The sequence below is a fragment of the Metallibacterium sp. genome, from assembly GCF_054637675.1.
On sequence record NZ_JBTSRB010000055.1, the window covers coordinates 1 to 17,848 of the forward strand.

Annotated in this window: 21 protein-coding genes; 18 read left to right on the forward strand and 3 right to left on the reverse strand. The window is 70.0% G+C overall.

Going from position 1 to position 17,848, the window contains the following annotated elements:
- Positions 1–131 precede the first annotated feature (131 nt).
- The 15 genes from ACYDAT_RS13460 to gspM all read left to right on the forward strand — a co-directional run bounded on the left by ACYDAT_RS13460 (position 132) and on the right by gspM (position 12,503).
- Positions 132–1,553 (forward strand): RNA-guided endonuclease InsQ/TnpB family protein, encoded by a 1,422-nt coding sequence (locus ACYDAT_RS13460; protein WP_461450713.1) that lies wholly within the window; start codon positions 132–134, stop codon positions 1,551–1,553.
- Between the two features lie 116 nt (positions 1,554–1,669).
- Positions 1,670–2,386 carry a hypothetical protein gene (locus tag ACYDAT_RS13465; RefSeq protein ID WP_461450715.1) on the forward strand — a complete coding sequence of 239 codons (717 nt, stop codon included), beginning with the start codon at positions 1,670–1,672 and terminating at the stop codon, positions 2,384–2,386.
- 191 nt (positions 2,387–2,577) lie between these two features.
- On the forward strand, positions 2,578–3,612 hold the full coding sequence (locus ACYDAT_RS13470; protein WP_461450717.1) for a class I SAM-dependent methyltransferase: 1,035 nt from the start codon (positions 2,578–2,580) through the stop codon (positions 3,610–3,612).
- Complete coding sequence (locus ACYDAT_RS13475; protein ID WP_461438984.1) at positions 3,609–4,358, forward strand: pseudouridine synthase; 750 nt, start codon at positions 3,609–3,611, stop codon at positions 4,356–4,358. Before ACYDAT_RS13470 ends, ACYDAT_RS13475 begins: the two co-directional genes overlap by 4 nt.
- Entirely contained in the window at positions 4,355–4,954 is a 600-nt protein-coding gene (locus ACYDAT_RS13480; protein ID WP_461438983.1) for a GNAT family N-acetyltransferase, read from the forward strand. The genes ACYDAT_RS13475 and ACYDAT_RS13480 overlap by 4 nt, the downstream gene beginning before the upstream one ends.
- 188 nt (positions 4,955–5,142) lie before the next feature.
- Positions 5,143–5,562, forward strand: coding sequence for a hypothetical protein (locus tag ACYDAT_RS13485; protein WP_461438982.1), 420 nt, complete (start codon positions 5,143–5,145; stop codon positions 5,560–5,562).
- A 429-nt stretch (positions 5,563–5,991) separates the two neighbouring features.
- Positions 5,992–6,606 carry a rhomboid family intramembrane serine protease gene (locus tag ACYDAT_RS13490; RefSeq protein ID WP_461438981.1) on the forward strand — a complete coding sequence of 205 codons (615 nt, stop codon included), beginning with the start codon at positions 5,992–5,994 and terminating at the stop codon, positions 6,604–6,606.
- Between the two features lie 106 nt (positions 6,607–6,712).
- The gene (locus ACYDAT_RS13495; protein WP_461438980.1) at positions 6,713–7,639 is read left to right on the forward strand and encodes a COX15/CtaA family protein; all 927 of its coding nucleotides are present in this window, start codon (positions 6,713–6,715) and stop codon (positions 7,637–7,639) included.
- Between the two features lie 95 nt (positions 7,640–7,734).
- Positions 7,735–8,199 carry a type II secretion system major pseudopilin GspG gene (gene gspG / locus ACYDAT_RS13500; RefSeq protein WP_461438979.1) on the forward strand — a complete coding sequence of 155 codons (465 nt, stop codon included), beginning with the start codon at positions 7,735–7,737 and terminating at the stop codon, positions 8,197–8,199.
- A 12-nt stretch (positions 8,200–8,211) separates the two neighbouring features.
- Complete coding sequence (gene gspH / locus ACYDAT_RS13505) at positions 8,212–8,748, forward strand: type II secretion system minor pseudopilin GspH (protein WP_461438978.1); 537 nt, start codon at positions 8,212–8,214, stop codon at positions 8,746–8,748.
- A gap of 92 nt (positions 8,749–8,840) precedes the next feature.
- Positions 8,841–9,251, forward strand: a complete 411-nt coding sequence (gene gspI / locus ACYDAT_RS13510; RefSeq protein ID WP_461441649.1) for a type II secretion system minor pseudopilin GspI — start codon at positions 8,841–8,843, stop codon at positions 9,249–9,251.
- The gene (gene gspJ, locus ACYDAT_RS13515; RefSeq protein WP_461450719.1) at positions 9,248–9,859 is read left to right on the forward strand and encodes a type II secretion system minor pseudopilin GspJ; all 612 of its coding nucleotides are present in this window, start codon (positions 9,248–9,250) and stop codon (positions 9,857–9,859) included. The genes gspI and gspJ overlap by 4 nt, the downstream gene beginning before the upstream one ends.
- Positions 9,856–10,806: a type II secretion system minor pseudopilin GspK gene (gene gspK, locus ACYDAT_RS13520; RefSeq protein WP_461450721.1), complete on the forward strand. Its 951-nt coding sequence runs from the start codon at positions 9,856–9,858 to the stop codon at positions 10,804–10,806. The genes gspJ and gspK overlap by 4 nt, the downstream gene beginning before the upstream one ends.
- A 12-nt stretch (positions 10,807–10,818) precedes the next feature.
- Positions 10,819–11,985 (forward strand): type II secretion system protein GspL, encoded by a 1,167-nt coding sequence (gspL, locus tag ACYDAT_RS13525; RefSeq protein WP_461441652.1) that lies wholly within the window; start codon positions 10,819–10,821, stop codon positions 11,983–11,985.
- Positions 11,982–12,503 carry a type II secretion system protein GspM gene (gspM, locus tag ACYDAT_RS13530; protein WP_461450723.1) on the forward strand — a complete coding sequence of 174 codons (522 nt, stop codon included), beginning with the start codon at positions 11,982–11,984 and terminating at the stop codon, positions 12,501–12,503. The genes gspL and gspM overlap by 4 nt, the downstream gene beginning before the upstream one ends.
- A gap of 22 nt (positions 12,504–12,525) precedes the next feature.
- Here gspM and galE read toward each other — a convergent pair whose 3' ends face one another.
- Genes galE through ACYDAT_RS13545 form a run of 3 tightly spaced genes read right to left on the reverse strand, consistent with a single transcriptional unit; the run spans position 12,526 to position 14,331 of the window.
- Positions 12,526–13,551, reverse strand: a complete 1,026-nt coding sequence (galE, locus tag ACYDAT_RS13535) for a UDP-glucose 4-epimerase GalE (protein ID WP_461450725.1) — start codon at positions 13,549–13,551, stop codon at positions 12,526–12,528.
- Positions 13,552–13,578: 27 nt separating this feature from the next.
- Entirely contained in the window at positions 13,579–14,022 is a 444-nt protein-coding gene (locus ACYDAT_RS13540) for a type II toxin-antitoxin system VapC family toxin (RefSeq protein ID WP_461438971.1), read from the reverse strand.
- A 12-nt stretch (positions 14,023–14,034) separates the two neighbouring features.
- Positions 14,035–14,331, reverse strand: coding sequence for an AbrB/MazE/SpoVT family DNA-binding domain-containing protein (locus ACYDAT_RS13545; protein ID WP_461450727.1), 297 nt, complete (start codon positions 14,329–14,331; stop codon positions 14,035–14,037).
- A gap of 161 nt (positions 14,332–14,492) precedes the next feature.
- Between ACYDAT_RS13545 and ACYDAT_RS13550 the strand changes: the two genes are divergently transcribed.
- The 3 genes from ACYDAT_RS13550 (at position 14,493) to ACYDAT_RS13560 (ending at position 17,736) form a co-directional block, all read left to right on the forward strand.
- On the forward strand, positions 14,493–15,164 hold the full coding sequence (locus ACYDAT_RS13550; protein WP_461438969.1) for a phosphatase PAP2 family protein: 672 nt from the start codon (positions 14,493–14,495) through the stop codon (positions 15,162–15,164).
- A gap of 250 nt (positions 15,165–15,414) precedes the next feature.
- Positions 15,415–16,818 carry an undecaprenyl-phosphate glucose phosphotransferase gene (locus ACYDAT_RS13555; RefSeq protein ID WP_461438968.1) on the forward strand — a complete coding sequence of 468 codons (1,404 nt, stop codon included), beginning with the start codon at positions 15,415–15,417 and terminating at the stop codon, positions 16,816–16,818.
- A 111-nt stretch (positions 16,819–16,929) separates the two neighbouring features.
- Positions 16,930–17,736 (forward strand): tyrosine-protein phosphatase, encoded by an 807-nt coding sequence (locus tag ACYDAT_RS13560; protein WP_461450729.1) that lies wholly within the window; start codon positions 16,930–16,932, stop codon positions 17,734–17,736.
- Positions 17,737–17,848: the final 112 nt, after the last annotated feature.

A 17,848-nucleotide genomic window follows, 5' to 3' on the forward strand; every position in this document is an offset into this window, starting at 1 on the left:
GCGAGGCCGTGCAGCCATGCCGGCGATCGCGGCCAGCGAGGCGGACGTCTGGCGGCCATCCGTGCGTCGTCCTTTGGGGACTTCCGTTGGTCATCTCACGCCCTGCGACGGGTTCGTGGTGCAATCGGGCCATGAGCGAAGCCGCGCCCGCCGAAGCTGTATCCACGATCGAACGCGCCTACCGCATGCGCGTGTACCCCACGCGCAGCCAGGCGCGCACGCTGGCGCAGCTCGCCGGCGCGACGCGGTTCGTGTGGAACTGGGCGCTGGACCGGCGCAGCACTGCGTACCGCGTCGACGGCACCAAGCTCAACTGGGTCGCGCTGTCCCGCGAGTTCACGGTGCTGCGCGCTGCGCCCGACGCCGCCTGGCTCAGCGACCTGCCGCGCGAGCCGTTCAACCAGGTGCTGCGCGACCAGGAGCGCGCCTTCGCGGGCTTCTTCGCCAAGCGCGCCCAGTACCCCAGGTTCCGGCGTCGCGGTGTGCCGCTTGGGCTGCGCTTCACCCTGGACCAGCGCCGCGAGCAGGTCGAGCGTGGACATGATCATGATCGCTGGGTGCGCGTGAACCTGCCCGGCCTCGGCACCCTGAAGCTGCGCCGCACGGAAGCATTGGCCGGCCGGCTGCGCAGCATCACCCTGCGCCGCGAGGCGGGCGCATGGTATGCGTCCATCACGGCCGACGGCGTGCCGGTGCCCGTGGCCGCGTCGGCGGCACGCGCGGCCATCGGTGTCGATATCGGCCTGAAGGATCTGATCGTGCGCAGCGATGGTGTCCACGTGCCGGCGCCGGCGGCGTTTCGCGCCCAGCTCGGCCGCCTGTGCCGCTATCAACGCCATTATGTGCGCCAGCGCGATGCCGCGGCGCGGCGCCAGGGGCTGGATCCCGCGCAGCCTTTCCCGAAGGGCACGCGGATCGAAGTCTCCAACCGCATGCACCGAACGCAGCAGCGCGTGGCGGATCTTCACGCCCGGATCGCTGCCGTGCGCCGCGAGGCGCTGCACCGGGCCACCACGGACCTCGTGCGCAGCACGCAGGTCATCGCCATCGAGGATCTGGCGGTGAAGGCCATGGCGCGCGGCATGGGCCGGCGCGGGTTCAGGCGCTCGGTCGCCAACGCCGCGCCCGGCGAGCTGCGCCGCCAGATCACCTACAAGGCCCGCTGGACCGGGCGCACGCTGAGCGTTGTCGATCGCTGGTTTCCCAGCAGCAAGACCTGCTCGTCCTGCGGTGCGGTCAACAAGGCCCTACAACTGCAGGAACGCCGCTGGACCTGTCCGGCCTGCGGTACCGAACACGACCGCGACTTCAACGCAGCCGTCAACCTCGAGCGCGAAGGACTGCGGCTGCTTGAAGCGGGTCCGCGCGCAGCACTCCATACCCCGATGAGCGGGGGAATCGACGCGCGGGGAGATCTCGGCGCGGTGGCGGAAGCGCAAGTCATCGCGCTGCCGCAGCACCGCCGGTCGCTGAACCGCGAACTCGTTGCCAAGCGCTGTGCGCCGAACTGCCCGAAGCGCCGGTCCGGAACCGGCGGTGAGGATGGGGCGTGAGACTCAGAATTACCGCGAATTGATGCGATCGCCGGTTGTAGCACCCGCCGACGGTGCCTACAGTGGGCGTGCGCGGTTCTCCAGCGCCGCGCCAATCCCTCGCCGGGAGATGCGTCATGCGATTGCAGGCCAGCCTCGCGTTCGTGTTGATCGTAGTGACCGCCGCGGCCGCGCAGGCCGCGACAACGCGGCCGGATAGCACTCCGTGGGCGCACTGGTTTTCCTACCGGTACGATACCCGGCCCAAGAACGTCGCCCTGTTGAACGACATGCCGTGCAGCGTGTTGTCGCACCCGAACGGGTGGGGCGGCCTGTACATCACCAATGCGGCGTCGGGCGACCACGAGTTCTTTGTTGATGTCCCCGATTGCACTGCGCCCGCGGGCAGCGGCTGGACGGTTCCGATCTTCTACCGTTCGCGGCGGCGACTGCCAGGCGTCCAGGTTACGCTCGGCGGGCTGCTTGCGACGCCTTTCAGGGTCGCTCCGCGGCCGGCAGCAATGACGCCGACGCGCGCGCTCGCGCGCAATGGCAGGGTCGCTGGCGCCGCTGCCTGGCAGCCGCCCGGACCGCTGGCGCGCTGGCGCGAGCGCATGGTATCGCGGCTGGATTCCCGGCCACGATTCGATGCGTCGCTGGCTGCCATGCCGCGCTTCGGCGCGGCGCCGAGCATGCGGCCGTCGGGCATGCGCGCACCGCCGCGGCGGGATCCGTTCGCGGCGGCGACGCCGGCAACGCCCAGGACCCGGCCCATGGCGCCGCCGCGCGCCTGCTGCGTTGTCGCGCGGCCACGCGCGCCGCCGGCGCGGCTGCAGCACGGCATCCACCGCTGAAACGCCGCGGCTGAGCGGCCGTTTTCGATCTGTCCGGGCGCTCGCATGGGTGTTACCGGCCGCCGTATCACATCCGCCCGGCGCGCCGGCAAGGGGCTGAAGTCCTGCATGCACGTGGCATGGAATCGGCGTCGGTCCGTGCATTTAAACTACCGATCCGTTTGCCTGATTGCACACGCCACGTGCCACGCATGCCGATCGACGATCCCGCCGCCGTGCTGGGTCTTGCCTGGGCGCAGTTGCCGCCGCTGCCCGCGCATGCGCCGGTGCTGTTTCTGGGTGCGCGCCCCAGCGCGTGGCTGGCATCCGTGGCAGCGCCGGCTTGGCATTACGCACAGGACTTCAAGCCGCACGCGGATGCGCTGCAGGCACTGGGTTACAGCGTCACGTCGGTGGCCGAGGCGGAACGTTATGCGCGCGTGCTGCTGCTGCCGCCGCGCCAGCGTCAGGCCGCGCGCGCGCTGCTGGCGCGGGCGCTGGAGCACTGCGCGGAAGACGGCCAGGTGCTGCTGGCCGCCGCCAACGACGAGGGCGCGCGCAGCCTGCAAGGCGATCTGGCCGCGCTGGCCGGGCCGCTGCAGGCGCTGACCAAGCATCACTGCCGCGGCGTGTGGAGCGCACCGCTGCGCGCCTCGCGAATCAACGCCGCGCTGTGCGCCGAGTGGCGCGCGCTGGATGCGCCGCGCGACAACGACGCGGGTTTTTGCAGTCGCCCCGGATTGTTCGCCTGGGATCGCATCGACCCCGGATCACGACTGCTGGCGGCGCAACTGCCGGCCACGCTGAGTGGCGCCGTGGCCGATCTGGGCGCGGGCTGGGGGTATTTATCCAGCCAGTTGCTGCAGCGCTGCGCGGGCATCACCGATCTGGATCTGTACGAGGCCGATGCGCGCGCGCTGCAGCCGGCGCGCATCAACCTGGTGCGGGTGCCGCACACCGCGCGGATCGAAGTGCATTGGCATGACGTCACCCACGGCCTGCCGCGCCGCTATGACGCGATCATCAGCAACCCGCCGTTTCATGTCGATCACGCCGATCGCCCGGAGCTGGGACAGGCGTTCATCGCGCGCGCCGCCGCGGCCCTGCATGCGCACGGCCGGTTGTGGCTGGTGGCCAACCGGCACTTGCCCTACGAGGCCACGCTGGCGGCGCATTTCGGGCGCGTCGATGTCCTGACGCAGGCGCAGGGCTACAAGGTGCTGCGCGCGACGCAGCCGCGCGCATGAGCCTGCTGCGCATGCTGGCCAATCTCGGTTACGGCAGCCGCCGCCAGGTGCAGGCGCTCATCGACGCCGGCCGCGTCAGCGATGCCGGGGGCCGCGCGCTGCGCGCGGATGCGTCGATCATCCACGCCGAGGTGCGCGTCGATGGCCAGCCGCTGGACCCAGCGCATGGACTGCTGTTGATGCTGCACAAACCGCTCGGCGTCACCTGCTCGCATGACGATACCGGGCCGCTGATCTACACGCTGTTGCCGCCGCGCTACCGATTGCGTCGACCGCCGCTGTCCAGCGTTGGCCGGCTGGATCGCGACAGCAGCGGCCTGCTGCTGCTGACCGATGATGGCGCGCTGCTGCACCGGATCAGCAGCCCGCGCCGACACGTGCCCAAGACCTACCGGGTCGAGCTCGCCGAGGATTTGCGCGCGAACGCGGCGGCCGTGTTCGCCGGCGGCACGCTGCTGCTCAAGGGCGAGTCCGTGCCGCTGCTGCCCGCGGTGCTGGAGGTGCTGGGGCCACGCAGCGCGCGGCTGACGCTGCGCGAAGGCCGCTATCACCAGGCGCGGCGCATGTTCGCGGCGCTGGGCAACCACGTGCTGAGCCTGCACCGCGAGCGCATCGGCGCGCTGCAACTGGGCGATCTGCCGGCCGGCGCGTGGCGACCGCTGGCAACCGACGAGATCGCGCGCATCTTCGACGCCGAGGCGACGTCCGCTATCGCCGTGCCATCGCCCGCGAAATTCTCCGCATGAGTGCCGAGTCGATGCATGAGCATGCCGGGTGGCTGCGCAGCGCGCGCCTCGCGCTGCGCCGTTTCACCCCCGCCGACCTCGAGTTTCTGCATGGCTTGTACGCCGACCCCGCCGTGGCGCGATTTCTGGGCGGGGTGAAATCGCGCGGCGAATGCGAAATCATGCTGCACGAGCGTGTCCTCGCGTACTACGACGAACATCCGGGCCTCGGCGTATGGCTGACGCGCGAGCGCGACAGCGGCGCGGCCGTGGGCCTGCATCTGCTCAATCACATCCGCGGCGAGGCGCACATCCAGGTGGGCTACGTGCTGGCCACGCCGTACTGGGGCCATGGCTATGCCACCGAGATGAGTCTGGCGCTGCTGCACTACGGCTTCACGGCGCGGCAATTGCGGCGGATCACCGCGATCACCCATCTCGACAACACCGCCTCGCAGCACGTGCTGCAAAAATGCGGCCTGCAGCGCCGCGGCGAGCGCGTGCTCGCGCATCCGTCCTATGGCGGGCAGCCGCTGGCGTGGTTCGAGCTGGAGGCCGCTGAATGGGCGCGCAACGCGCCGCCGCCGCACGCTGAGATGCGCATCGAGCGCGCTTGAATGGCCGCGACGCGATGCCCGTACCGGCATGCCGTGGCCCTTGCCCCGGCTCGACCGCGCGCCAGCATGTGAATTTTTCGTATCGCGTCACGCGCAAATCGTAAGCCACGCACGACACGCGCTTAACGGCAGCGGCCTATGCTGGCGGCGCTGCGGCCTCGCGCCGCGTCCCGATGCAGAGGTGTGCCATGACTCGCAAACTTTCGCAGCGTATTTCCACCGTATTGCTGGCGCTGGCCTTGCCCATCGCGGCGCAGGCCGCGGGGCTCGGCGGCGCGGCGTTGAAGCAGACCGACACCGCCATCGCCCACGCCGGCATGGCGCTGGGCGCCAAGGAGCTGAAGATCGCGCACATGCACCTGCACCACGTCATCAACTGTCTGGTCGGACCCGCGGGCAAGGACTTCAACGCGCACTTCGCCGACCCGTGCAAGGGCATGGGGCAGGGCGCCATCGTCGATGCCAAGGGCAACGCCGAGGCCGAGACCGATTTGCACGGCGCGCTGCAACAAGCCGAGATGGGCCTGAAGACCACCACGCTGATGGCCGCCCATGCCGACGCGCGGCAGGTGATGCACACCTTGCATGCCGCCGTCGCGGCGAAGTAATCGCGTCGCGCCTCCTGATTCGCGCTGAAGTTGGGCAGGCTTTCCCCTCTCCCGCCGGGGTGAGTCTGCGCGCCCATGATCTGCCGCGGGCAGATCATGGGCTGCCGAACGCCCGAGCGCTGTGCGTGAGGGTCGGGACAAGAGCCTGTCCTGAGCCTGCCGAAGGGTGCGGGGTGCTCAGCGGACACGGTAGAGCGTTGTCATGCCGAGCGCAGCGAAGCATCTCGGCATGACAACCCGCATCGCGTCAGCGACCCGCGCGGCGTCGACCGGCGTCGAGATCCTTCGTTACGCTCAGGATGACACGGCAGGAAAGGATTGCCCGGTGGCGCGGCAGGCGCCCCACATGGGCAACGCGGCGTCGTCGCGCGCGCATTCTGCCGTTATGCTTGCCGCCCACCGGCCGGGTATCGGCAATGGAGAACCCGCTTGCTGATCACCCTCGTCATCATCCTGATCACCGCCGGCGTGTCGATCGCCGCGTTCAAGAACGGGCGCCTGCTGGAGAAGCTCATCCTGTGGCCGCCGCCGATCCAGAGCAAACGCGAGTGGTGGCGATTGCTGAGCTACGGGCTGGTGCACGCCGATGGCCAGCACCTGCTGTTCAACATGATCACGCTGTTCTTTTTCGGCAGCGCCATCGCGCAGCTTTACACCGCGCGCCTCGGCTTGCTGGGTTTCCCACTGTTCTATGCCAGCGCGCTGCTGGTTTCGATCCTGCCCAGCTATCTGCACAATCGCAACAATCCGCGCTACCGCAGCCTGGGCGCGTCCGGCGCGGTCTCGGCGGTGATGTTCGCCTACATCCTGCTGGCGCCGTGGAGCATGATTCTGGTGTTCGTCATCCCGGTGCCGGCGATCATCTACGCCATCGCCTACACGGCCTACGCGGTGATGGCGCAGCGCCAGGGCGGCGGCAACATCAACCACAACGCGCACCTCACCGGCGCCGCCTACGGCGTGCTGATGACCATGATCCTGTTCCCGAGCGCGTTCCCGCTGTTTCTGGATCAGCTCGCGCATCCGCGCTTCCCGGGTTTGTAGCGCGCGCTCAGGCGGTCGTGCCGCGCCGCCGCGGGAACCCCGGCGGCGTCTCGCGGTCTGCGATGAGTGGCCGCTGCCGCGTGGCGCCGCATCCGTGAGGCATGAGATGAGTGAAACCAGCAGCACCGCCGCCAGTCCGCCGCATGCGACGCTGGGACATCGCAGCCCGATCCTGCGCGTGATCGGCATCGCCATCAGCGCGTGGCTGCTGTTGTCCGTGGTGGCGGCGGCGTGGTTCGGATTGACCTCGCCGCGAACGGGCGTGGCGGCGCTGGTGCAAGGGCTGACCCTGGCCGAGGTGCTGTTCGCGGTGGCGCTGATCCTGCTCGGCAGCATCGTCGAGGGTTTCGGCTGGGGGCTGTCGCTGGGCACGCGCTGGCCGTACACGCGCAACATCGTGCTGCTGATGCTGCGCGGCGATCCCGAGGCCGCGCACCGCATGCTGGCGACCACGGTGGGATTGATCGCCGTCGCGCTGGCGATTCTGCATCCGCTGCAATCGAGTTTCGTCGGGCTGGGGCTGGTGCTCGTCACCGCCTTGTTCGGCATGGGCACGCTGTACGTGCTGGCCGGGCGCGCACCGGCCATCGTGCACGGCACGCACGGTTTGCTGGCGTATCTGGTGTTCCTCGATTACCTGGTCGCGCTACATCTGCCGGGCGTGTCGTTCCCGATCTACCTCGAGGCCACCGGCGCGCTGCATGCCGTGCTGCTGGCGCTGTTCCTCGGCGGCATGGTCACCGGCCAGCGCGGCTTCGGCAAGCCCATCGAGGCGTTCGTGCAGCCGCGGCGCCCGGCGCAGTGGATCTTCGTGCTGCACGGCCTGGCCGCGCTGCTGGTGATCGGCACCCTCGGCTGGATGGAACCGCTTTATCCGGTGGCGTTCGCCCTGGCGCTGCTGCAGGCGGGGGTGGGTTTCTTCGTGTTTCACGCGGTCAATCTCAAGCCGCGGCACCCGGGCGCGATGGTGGTGTTGCATCAATCCATGGTGCTGCTGATCACCACGGCGATCGTCTTGCAGTGGCATGGGTAAGGGTTCCGCGCAGCGCGTCGCTATGGACGCGCGCGCGCGGCGTGGGTTAGCGTGTGCGCTGACCGTAGTGGCGGTCGTCAGCCGCGAGAACGCCGATGAATCCTGTTGCCCGTTTGCCTGTCCGCCGCGCCGCGCCGCGCTGGGCGCGCGGCTTCACCCTGATCGAGATCATGGTGGTGGTGGTGATCATCGCCGTGCTGGCGGCGCTGATCGTGCCCAATGTCATCGGTCGCGCCGAGGACGCGCGCGTGGCCAAGGCGCAGGCCGACATCCGCACGCTGGAATCGGCGCTGGCCATGTACCGCCTCGACAACGGCCATTACCCGTCCACCAATCAAGGCCTCGAGGCGCTGGTCAAGAAACCCACGGGCGCTCCGCCCGCGCCCAACTGGAAGGAGGGCGGCTACATCGCCGCGCTGCCCAACGACCCATGGGGCAATCCCTACCAGTACATGTGCCCCGGCCAGCACGGCGCGTTCGATATCTGGTCCAAAGGCCCCAGTGGCGTGACTGGCGCCAAGGACAACATCACCAGTTGGCAGCAGCCGAAGAAGCCGTAGTCGGCACGGGCCATGCCGCTGCGCGCCTGTTCCGCTGATCGCGCCCGTGGGCGCGGTTTTTCGCTGGTCGAGATGCTGGTGGTGGTGTTGATCATCGGCTTGATGACCGGCGTGGCCGTGCTCAGCATGTCGCTGGGCGAATCGCACCCGGCGCGCGACAACGCCGAGCGCCTCGCCGAGCTGGTGCGCGAGGCCAGCGAGAACGCCAGCATGCAAGGGCAGAATCTGGCGCTGGGTTTCTGGCGGCACGGCTGGCGCTTTTACGTGCTGCGCGGCGGCGGTGCCTGGCAACCGCTGACCGACGACACGCTGCTGCGCGCGCGCACGCTGCCGCGAGGGCTTGCGCTGACGCTGGATTTGCAGGGCGAGCAGGTGACGCTGAAAGACCACGACAAGACCAAGCCGCAGGTGTTCCTGCTGTCCAGCGGCGAGATGCAGCCGTTCGTGGTGGAGATCCGCGGCTCCGGTCACGCCGCCATGCGCGTGCGCGGCAGCGCCATCGGCGAGGTCAAGGTGCAGCGCGTGGGCGACGCGGCGGAGGCGCCATGAGCAGGTGCTTTCCGTTGCGAAAGCGCCATCCAGGCACTTGCTCAAGTCGCGAGTCTGGCACAGGTCCGTGCTCGCTCCCGCCGGGTCAGGCGATGGCTTGCCTGACCCGCGCACGCGGTTTCACCTTGCTGGAAGTGGTCGTGGCGCTGCTGATCGTGGCGCTGGGTCTGGCCGCGGCGGTTGAGCTGACCACGCTGGCCGCCGGCAACGCGTTCACTCTGCAGCAAAAGACCCTGGCCGACTGGGTGGCGATGAATCGTCTGGCCACGCTGCGCATGGCCGGCACCTTGCCCGCGGCCGGTTCGGCCACGGGCCACGTGAAGATGGGCGGCGACACCTTCTACTGGCGCGAGGCGATCAGCGGTGGCGCGCTGCCGCAGGTGCGCAACGTGCGCATCAGCGTCAGCGAGAAAGCCGACGGCGCGGCGCTGGTCACCCTGCAAAGCAGTCTGGCCGCGGCGCTGGTGCCCACCGCCGGCGCGGCCGCGCCGGGATTGCCATGAGCCGTATCCGGCATCCGTCGCGGCGCGCGCGCGGCTTCACCCTGATCGAGATGATGGTCGCCGTGGCGATCTTCGCGGTGCTGGCGGTGCTGGCCTATGCGGGGCTGGACGCGGTGCTGCGCCAGCGCGCCGAGCTGGACCAGCACTACCAGAACCTGCACGCGCTGCAGCGCGCCTACGAGGTGATGCAGCGCGATTTCAGCCAGGCCGCGCCGCGCGGCGTGCGCGACGAACTGGGCGGGCCGCTGCCGGCGCTGCGTGGTGATCCGTCCGGGCGGGTCGTGGCGGTTACGCGCGCCGGTTATCCCAACCCCGCCGGCGTGCGCCGCAGCCAGTTGCTGCGCATGCGTTACGTGCTGCGCGATCACCAACTGCTGCGCCTGCAGTTTCCGGTGCTGGACCGCGCGCCGGTCGCCTTGCCCAGGCCCGATGTGCTGCTGCACGGCGTGCGCAGCCTGCGCTTGCGCTACCTGGACGCTACTGGCAACTGGCAACGGAGCTGGCCGCCGGCCGGCGCCACCGTCACCACGCTGCCGCGCGCGGTGGAGGTGACCGTGCAACTCGATCGACTGTCGGGGCCGCTGCGATGGCTGTTCGTGCTGCCATGACGCCGCGCGCTCGCCATTGCGCATTCGCGGCACGCCGCCCGCGCGGCGTGGCGCTGCTGATCGCGTTGCTGATCGTCGTCATTCTGGCCAGCGCCAGCACCGCGCTGGCGTGGCAGCAGACGCTGGCGATCCGGCGCACCGAGGACATGCTGGCCTCCAATCAGGCGTGGGCGCTGGCGCTGGGCGGCGAGGCGGTGGCCGCGCAAGGTCTGGCCACGAGCCTGCAGGGTGTCGGCGACGTCAACCTCACGCAGCCGTGGGCGCAGCCGCGGCAGGGTCTGGTGGGCAGCGACGCCGCCATCGCCGGCTCGATCATCGACTTGCAGGGTTTGTTCAACCTCAACGATCTGACCCCCGCCGCCAGCGACAGCGCGATCATGCGTTTTCGCTTCCAGCGTCTGCTGACCCAGGCCGGCGCCGATCCCGCTCTGGTCGATGCGGTGGCCGACTGGACCAACCCGATCCCCGTCGCCACCGGCAGCGAAGGCGCCGGCGATGCGTATTACCTGGGCCTGCAGCCGCCGTATCGCACCGGCGCCGCGCCCTTCGTCAGCGCCAGCAGCCTGCGCCTGGTGCGCGGTTTCACCCAGCCGGTGTACACGCAGCTCGCGCCTTTCGTGAGCGCGTTGCCGCAGATCACCACGATCAACGTCAACACCGCGCCGGCGCCGGTGCTGGAGGCGATCGGACTCAGCCCCGCGCAGGCGCAGGCGATCATCAGCCTGCGCGCGAAGGCGCCGTTCATCACCTTGGCGCAGTTTCTCGGCAGCGCGCCGCTGGCCGGGCAGCCGTTGGATGGCGCCGGGCTGGATGTCGGCAGCGCGTTTTTCCAGTCCGTGATCGAGGTGCGCGTGGGCCGCGTGCGCAGCGATCTGGACAGCGTGCTCGAGCTGGGCAACAACGGTAAAGTGACCGTGCTGCTGCGTGCGCGCAACACCACGCCCTAGGAACACGATCACATGGATTCCCCGCTCATCCAACTTCATCCCGATGGCAGCGCCCGTTGGCGCGCCGGCGGGCAAACGCAGCGTGGCACGCTGGCGCAGGCCGCCGCGCTGGCGCGCGCGCGGCATGTGATCCTGCTGGTGCCGGGCGAGTCGGTGTTGCTGGCGCGCGTGCGCATCCCCAGCCGCAGCAGCAGCGAAATCCAGCGCGCCTTGCCGTACGCGCTGGAGGACTGGCTGCTGCAGGCGCCGGAGACGCAACACTTCGCCTGGGCGCGCAGCGACGGCGACATCGCCGCCGCGGTGGTGTCCGCCAGCCTGCTGCAGGGCTGGGTCGCGGCCTGCGCCGAGGCCGGCATCGAGCCCGAGGCGATCGTGCCGGATGTGCTCGCGCTGCCGTGGCAGCCGGGCCAGTGGACGTTGCTGCTGGCGGGCGAACGCGCGCTGCTGCGCAACGGCCCGCTGGATGGCTTCGCCTGCACGCGCGCGCTGCTGCCGACGCTGCTCGCCGCCGCGTGGCAGCGCTGCGCGGAAGCCGCGCGCCCGCGGACACTGCAGGTTCTGCGCGGCGATGGCGAGCTGCCGGCCTTGCCGGCTGAGCTGAGCGTGCGGGAATCCACGGGTGGAGTCGATCCGCTGGCGCTGCTGCAAGCCCCCAGCCTGGCGCTGAATCTGCGCAGCGGTCGTCACGCCGCGCGACACACGCGCAACAACGGACCATGGCGCTGGCTGGCTGCCGCCGCGGCGCTGGCGCTGGTCACGGCGCTGGCCTATTCCGGCACGCGCTACGTCATCCTCGGTCGCGAGCAAGCCTTGCTGCAGCAAGGCGTGGATACCTTGTTCCACCGCGTGCTGCCCGAGCAGCGGCGCATCGTCGATGCGCGCGCGCAGTTGGCCGAAGCCTTGCTCAGCGCGCAGCGCAAGGCCGGTGGCGGCGGCGGACTCAGCCTGTTGGCGCAAGCCACGCTGCCGCTGACCAGCATGCCCGGCGCGCGCGTGCAGCGCCTCGACTACGCCAACGGACGACTGCAACTGGCGCTCACCCTGCCACGGCCCGCCGATTACGCCGCGCTGCGCAGGCAACTGGACGGGCAAGGCCTGCAAGTGCGATTGAGGCCGCCGCCCGTGCGGCCGGCCGGTGCATCCGCGCTGCTGCGCGTGAGTAGCGGAGGCACGCCATGAACGCCTGGTGGCAGGCTCTTGCCGAGCGCGAGCGGCGCATGGTCATGGCCGCGGCGGCGGTGCTGATCGTGGGCGTGTTCTACGCCGTGGTGTGGGCACCGCTGCAGCGCGGCATCACCTTGCGCAGCGAGCGCGTCACGGTGTTGCGCAACGACCTCACCTGGATGCGCGGCGCCGCCGTGCGCCTGATCGCGCTGCGCGCGCAGGCCGCGTTGCAGCCGGCCGGCGGCGCGCCCGCCGCCAGTGCATCGACATCCGCCTCGCTCGCCGCCAGCGTCGGTGCCAGCGCGCGCGCGCAAGGCCTGGCCGGTGTGCTCGATCTGCCCGCCGGCAGCGATCAATCCGACACGCTGCGACTCAACCTCAAGCCGCTGTCCTTCGCCAGCCTGCTGCCGTGGCTGGCCGCGCTGCAGATGCAGGGCATCCACGTTAGCGCGCTGCACCTGCAAGCCGCCGGCGCCGGGCAGGTGCGGGGCAGCGTGGCGCTGCAGCGCAGCGACTCCGGCAGCGCGAGTTGATGCGGTCGCGCCGACCGCACCGCTAATCCAGCGCGTAGCCCTGCGGGTTGCCCTGCTGCCAGCGCCAGGCATCGCGGCACATGGCGTGCAGATCGCGCTGCGTGCGCCAGCCCAGCACCCGCGCGGCGCGCGTCGGGTCGGCCCAGTACGCGGCGATGTCGCCGGGGCGGCGCGCGACGATCTCGCAGGGCAGCGCGCGGCCCAGCACCTGCTCGAACGCGTGCAGCATCTGCAGCACCGAGATGCCGCGACCGCTGCCCAGGTTCAGCGTGAGCAACGCGGGATCGTGCGCCAGCAGGTGGCGCATCGCGGCCACGTGGCCCTCGGCCAGATCCATCACATGGATGTAGTCGCGCACGCCGCTGCCGTCCGGCGTCGGCCAGTCGCCGCCGAACACGCGCAGCCGCGGCAGCCGGCTCACCGCCACCTGGGTGATGGTCGGCATCAGGTTGTTGGGCACGCCGCGCGGGTCCTCGCCGATCAGACCGCTGTCATGCGCGCCCACCGGATTGAAGTAACGCAGGTTGGCGATGCGCCAGCCGGCCTCGCTGGCCGCGAGATCGGCCAGCACCTGCTCGATCATCCATTTGCCGCGCCCGTAGGGGTTCACCGGGTCGCAGCGCATGTCCTCGCGAAACTGCTCGAAGCCCGGCTCGCCGTACACCGTGGCCGAGGACGAGAAGATCAGCGTACGCACGGCGGCGCGCCGCATCGCCTGCAGCAGCACGATGCTGCCGCCGACGTTGTTGTCGTGGTAGCGCAGCGGATCGCGAGTGGACTCGCCCACGGCCTTGAGTCCGGCGAAGTGCATCACCGCGGCGATCGGCTGCGCGGCGAACAGCGCATCGAGCGCCTGCGCATCGCGGATATCGGCAACGATCAGTCGCGGTTCGACGCCGCTGATACGCCCCACGCGGCGCAGCGACTCGGCGCTGCTGTTGCACAAATTGTCCAGCACCAGCGGGGTGAAACCGGCCTCGATCAGCGTCACGCAGGCATGCGCGCCGATGTAGCCGGCGCCGCCGGTGACGAGGATGGTCGGGTTCATGCGTGGCACCCTGCGGATCGGTTCATGTCAACGCTCTGGCGCGGGCGCAAGGTCGAAGGCAAGACGCAGCCCGAGGCGCAGCGCGCTGGCATTCATGCGCCGGTCCAGGCCGGCGAGGGTTGCGGCGCCGGCTTCCATGGCCACGGCCAGGTGCAGCGCGTCACCCGCGCGCAAACCCGCGTGTTGCGGCCGGCTGAGATCGGCGGCGCGCTGAAACGCTTCGCGGCTGACCGGCAGCAGTCGCAAGTCGCCCGCGCTGAGTTCCTTGAATGCCGCGTGCGCACGCCTGGCGTGCACGGGCCGCAGTTGGCCGACGCGCTGTTTGATGGCGATGGCGCTGGCGAACTCCACGGCGCACCAGTCCGCCGACACCAGGGGCGACTCGGTCGTGGCGAACCACGCGGTGACGGCGGCGGTGGCCGGCTCGCGTGTCAGCAGCGCGACAAGGATGCTGGTATCGAGGTAGATCATCCGCGCGGAGGATCAGTAGCGGGCCGCGTCGCGCAGCGTGTCGAGCACGGGTTCGGACTCCGGCATGCGCGCCTGCGCCGCGCGCAGGCGCTTGACGAAAGCGGACTTGTCGAACGGCCGCAGCGGAACGATGCGGATCTCACCGGCCGCGGTCAGGCTGACGTCGACCGCGGCGCCCTCGCGCAGGCCCAGCATCTTGATCTGCTCCGACGGCAAGCGCACGGCAAGGCTGTTGCCCCAGCGGGAAATGCTCGAATGCATGAAATTCTCCTCAATCCGCGACAGTGTACACCTGTAGATACGTCGCATCTGCCTGCAACGCGCGCATTGAAGGATCATGCCTTCCCGGTTCGCTTTAGCGCCTGATTGCGCGGCCCCCAGATCGCTTTGTCGCGGCTTCCGCGCTGCGCGCGCTGAGAAAATCAGCGCACCGATGCGGCATCATGCGCGCATCGCGGCGGAGGGCAGGCATGGGCATGCACGCATGGTGGTGGCGCATCACGGCGCTGGGCGACAGCGCGGTGCTGTTGCCGATCGCGCTGCTGCTGGCGGCGTGGCTGCTGCTGCGCGCCGGCACGCGCGCCACCGGTTGGTGGTGGCTGGGCGTGCTGTGCGTGGATGTCGGCGTGGTGGCGCTGAGCAAGTTGCTGTACATGGGCTGGGGGCTGCACCCGCCGGGGCTGGATTTCGTCGGCCTGTGCGGGCACTGCGCGTTGTCGTTCCTGATCTGGCCGGTGCTGGCCGCGTTGCTGGCCGCGCCGGCACGGCGGCGCTGGCGCATCGTGGCGGCGTTGCTGGGCGCGTTGCTGGCGCTGGGCGTCACCGTGTCGCGGCTGGCGCTGGATGCGCATTCGCCGTCCGAAGCCGTGCTCGGCACGCTGTGGGGCGCGCTGCTGGCGGCGCTGTTCCTGTGGCACGAGCGCCGCCCCGGACGCTTGCAGCAGGCCGGCGGCTGGATGGCGCTGGGGCTGCTGCTGCCGCTGCTGCTCACCTACGGGCGGGCGTTTCCGTCCAACCGCATCCTCGAGGTGATCGCGCGCCGCGTCAGCGGGCACACGCGCATCTACACGCGCTGCGATCTGCCGCGCGATCTGCGCGGCGATGCCTGCGCGCCGCCGCGCGTCGGCATGCGCAAGCACTGAACCCCGCCTCGGTCATGTGCGCCCGCGCACACTGACCAACATTACAGTTTCCATACCGAAATTCCGCGCGGCCGCGCGCCTCACGGTAGCGCTTCGATTTTGTATGCCGCGCAGGCTTGTCAAAGCGTCGCGCGCGGCGGCACTATCAGGTTCGGCAAGAGCTCAACCGAGACGCCACGCACGGATTCGGCGCAGCGTACGACCGGGAGTCACGCACGATGCGCAAGCGCAATGCAGGGACGGAGGGGGCATGAAACGGGGGCTGTTGCGAGCTTATTCGGCGGGGTTCACCGCGCTCACCCGCATCGCGGATGTGGTGCTGGTGATCGGCGGCGCGGTGCTGGCGTATGCGCTGCGCTTTCGCCGTGTGCCGGATGCGCTGCCGCTGGAGTACATCGCGGTGGTGGTGATCGCCGCGCTGCTGGTGGCGTTGCTGTTTCCGATGATTGGCGTGTATCGCTCGTGGCGCGCGCGCGGCCTGCGCGCGCCGGTGGGGCAGGCGCTGCTGGGCTGGTCGGCGGTGTACGCGCTGACCCTGCTGATGCTGGTGCTGGTCAAGGAAAACGGGCAGCTCTCGCGCTGGTGGATGGGCTTGTGGTTTCTGTCCACCGCCGCCGCGCTGCTGCTGCTGCGGGCCGGCGTGTACATGCTGCTGCGCACGTTGCGCGCGCATGGCTACAACCTGCGCAAGGCGGTCATCGTCGGCTGCGGCGCGCAGGCGCATGCTCTGCTGCGGCGCGCGCGCGATCCGGCGTGGGCGGGTTTCGAGGTGGCCGCCGTGTTCGATCCGGGCGTGGATGCCTGCCATGTCGAGGACACCAGCGTGCGGCCGCTGGCGGAGCTGGGCGCGTTCGTTGCCGCCCACGCCATCGACGAGGCGTGGATCAGTCTGCCGCTGGAGCAAAGCGCGCGCCTCGGGCCGGTGCTGACGCAACTGCGCAGCAGCACCGCCAACGTACGCTACGTGCCGGATCTGCTGGGCCTGTACCTGCTCAATAACGGGGTGACCGAAATCCTCGACACGCCGATGCTCGATCTCTGCGCCACGCCGATGCAGGGCTTCAATCGCGCGCTCAAGCGCGCCGAGGACGTGCTGCTGTCGATGCTGATCCTGCTGCTGATCAGTCCGCTGCTGCTGCTGATCGCGCTGGCGGTCAAGCTGACTTCGCGCGGGCCGGTGTTGTTTCGGCAAAAGCGTCACGGCTGGGACGGGCGCGAGATCGAGGTATGGAAATTCCGCAGCATGCGCATGCACCACGAGACACCCGGCGCGGTCACCCAGGCACGGCGCGAAGATCCGCGCCTGACCCGCTTCGGCGCGTTCCTGCGCCGCAGCAGCCTCGACGAGTTGCCGCAGTTCTTCAACGTGCTCAAGGGCGACATGTCCATCGTCGGTCCACGTCCGCACGCGGTCGAGCACAATGCGCTGTACATGGGCCTGATCGATCACTATGCGTTGCGGCACACGGTCAAGCCCGGCATCACCGGCTGGGCGCAGATCAATGGCTGGCGCGGCGAGACTGAAACCGTGGACAAGATGAAAAGCCGCATCGAACACGACCTCTACTACATCGAACACTGGTCGCTGGGTTTTGATCTGCGCATCATCGCGCTGACCCTGGTGCGCGGCTTCGCGAACAAAAATGCCTATTGAATACGCCCCAGGTCGCGACGGGATGATGCGCGGCACGCGTTCCGTCGCGCGCCGGCTTCATGTCCGCGTCCGCCGGTTCGCCGCGGGGCGAGCCCGCGGCGATTTCCCGACATGGTCATCGACATGATCGATCTGCACTGCCACATGCTGCCCGCGATCGACGACGGCGCGCCCGACCTGGCGGTGGCGCTGGCGATGGCGCGCATGGCCGCGCAGGACGGCATCAGTACCGTCGCCTGCACGCCGCACATCTATCCAGGGCTTTACGACAACGACCGCGCGCGCATCCTGGTCGCCGTGGAGGCGTTCCGACAGGAGCTGGCGCGTGCCGGCATCGACCTGACGCTGACCTCGGGCGCCGATACCCACCTGACCCCGGATCTGCTCGAGGGCCTGCGCAGCGGGCGCATTCCGACGCTGGCGGACAGCCGCTACTTCCTGTTCGAGCCGCCGCACCATGTGGCGCCGCCGCGGCTCGAGGAGTCGGTGTTCCAGGTGCTGGCGGCCGGCTATGTGCCGGTGCTGACGCACCCCGAACGGCTCACCTGGATCGAGGAGCACTACCCGGTCTTCGCCAAGCTGGTGCGCGGAGGCGCGTGGATACAACTGACCGCCGGCAGTCTCACCGGCCGTTACGGACGCCGTCCGCGCTACTGGGCCGAGCGCATGCTGGACGAGGGGCTGGTGCACTTGCTGGCGACCGATGCCCATCACAGCGAGCGCCGCGTGCCGTTGCTGGCCGAGGGGCGCGACGCCGCCGCCGCGCGCGTGGGCGCGGACGCAGCGCTGCATCTCGTACTGACGCGCCCGCGATGCATCCTCTACAATCGCCCGGCCCACGAGGCACCGGCCTTGCCCGCCGCGTCGGCCGCGGCGTCGAAGGGCGGCTGGTGGTCGCGCTGGAGGCACCGCGCATGAGTGACGGTGCGGCCATGCACGGCACGCAACGGCGCCCGCGATCCGGGCGCCGCGATGCTTCGAGGTGGGGCGCGCGGGTGCTGCGCGCCGGGCAGGGAACCGCTGCTTTGGG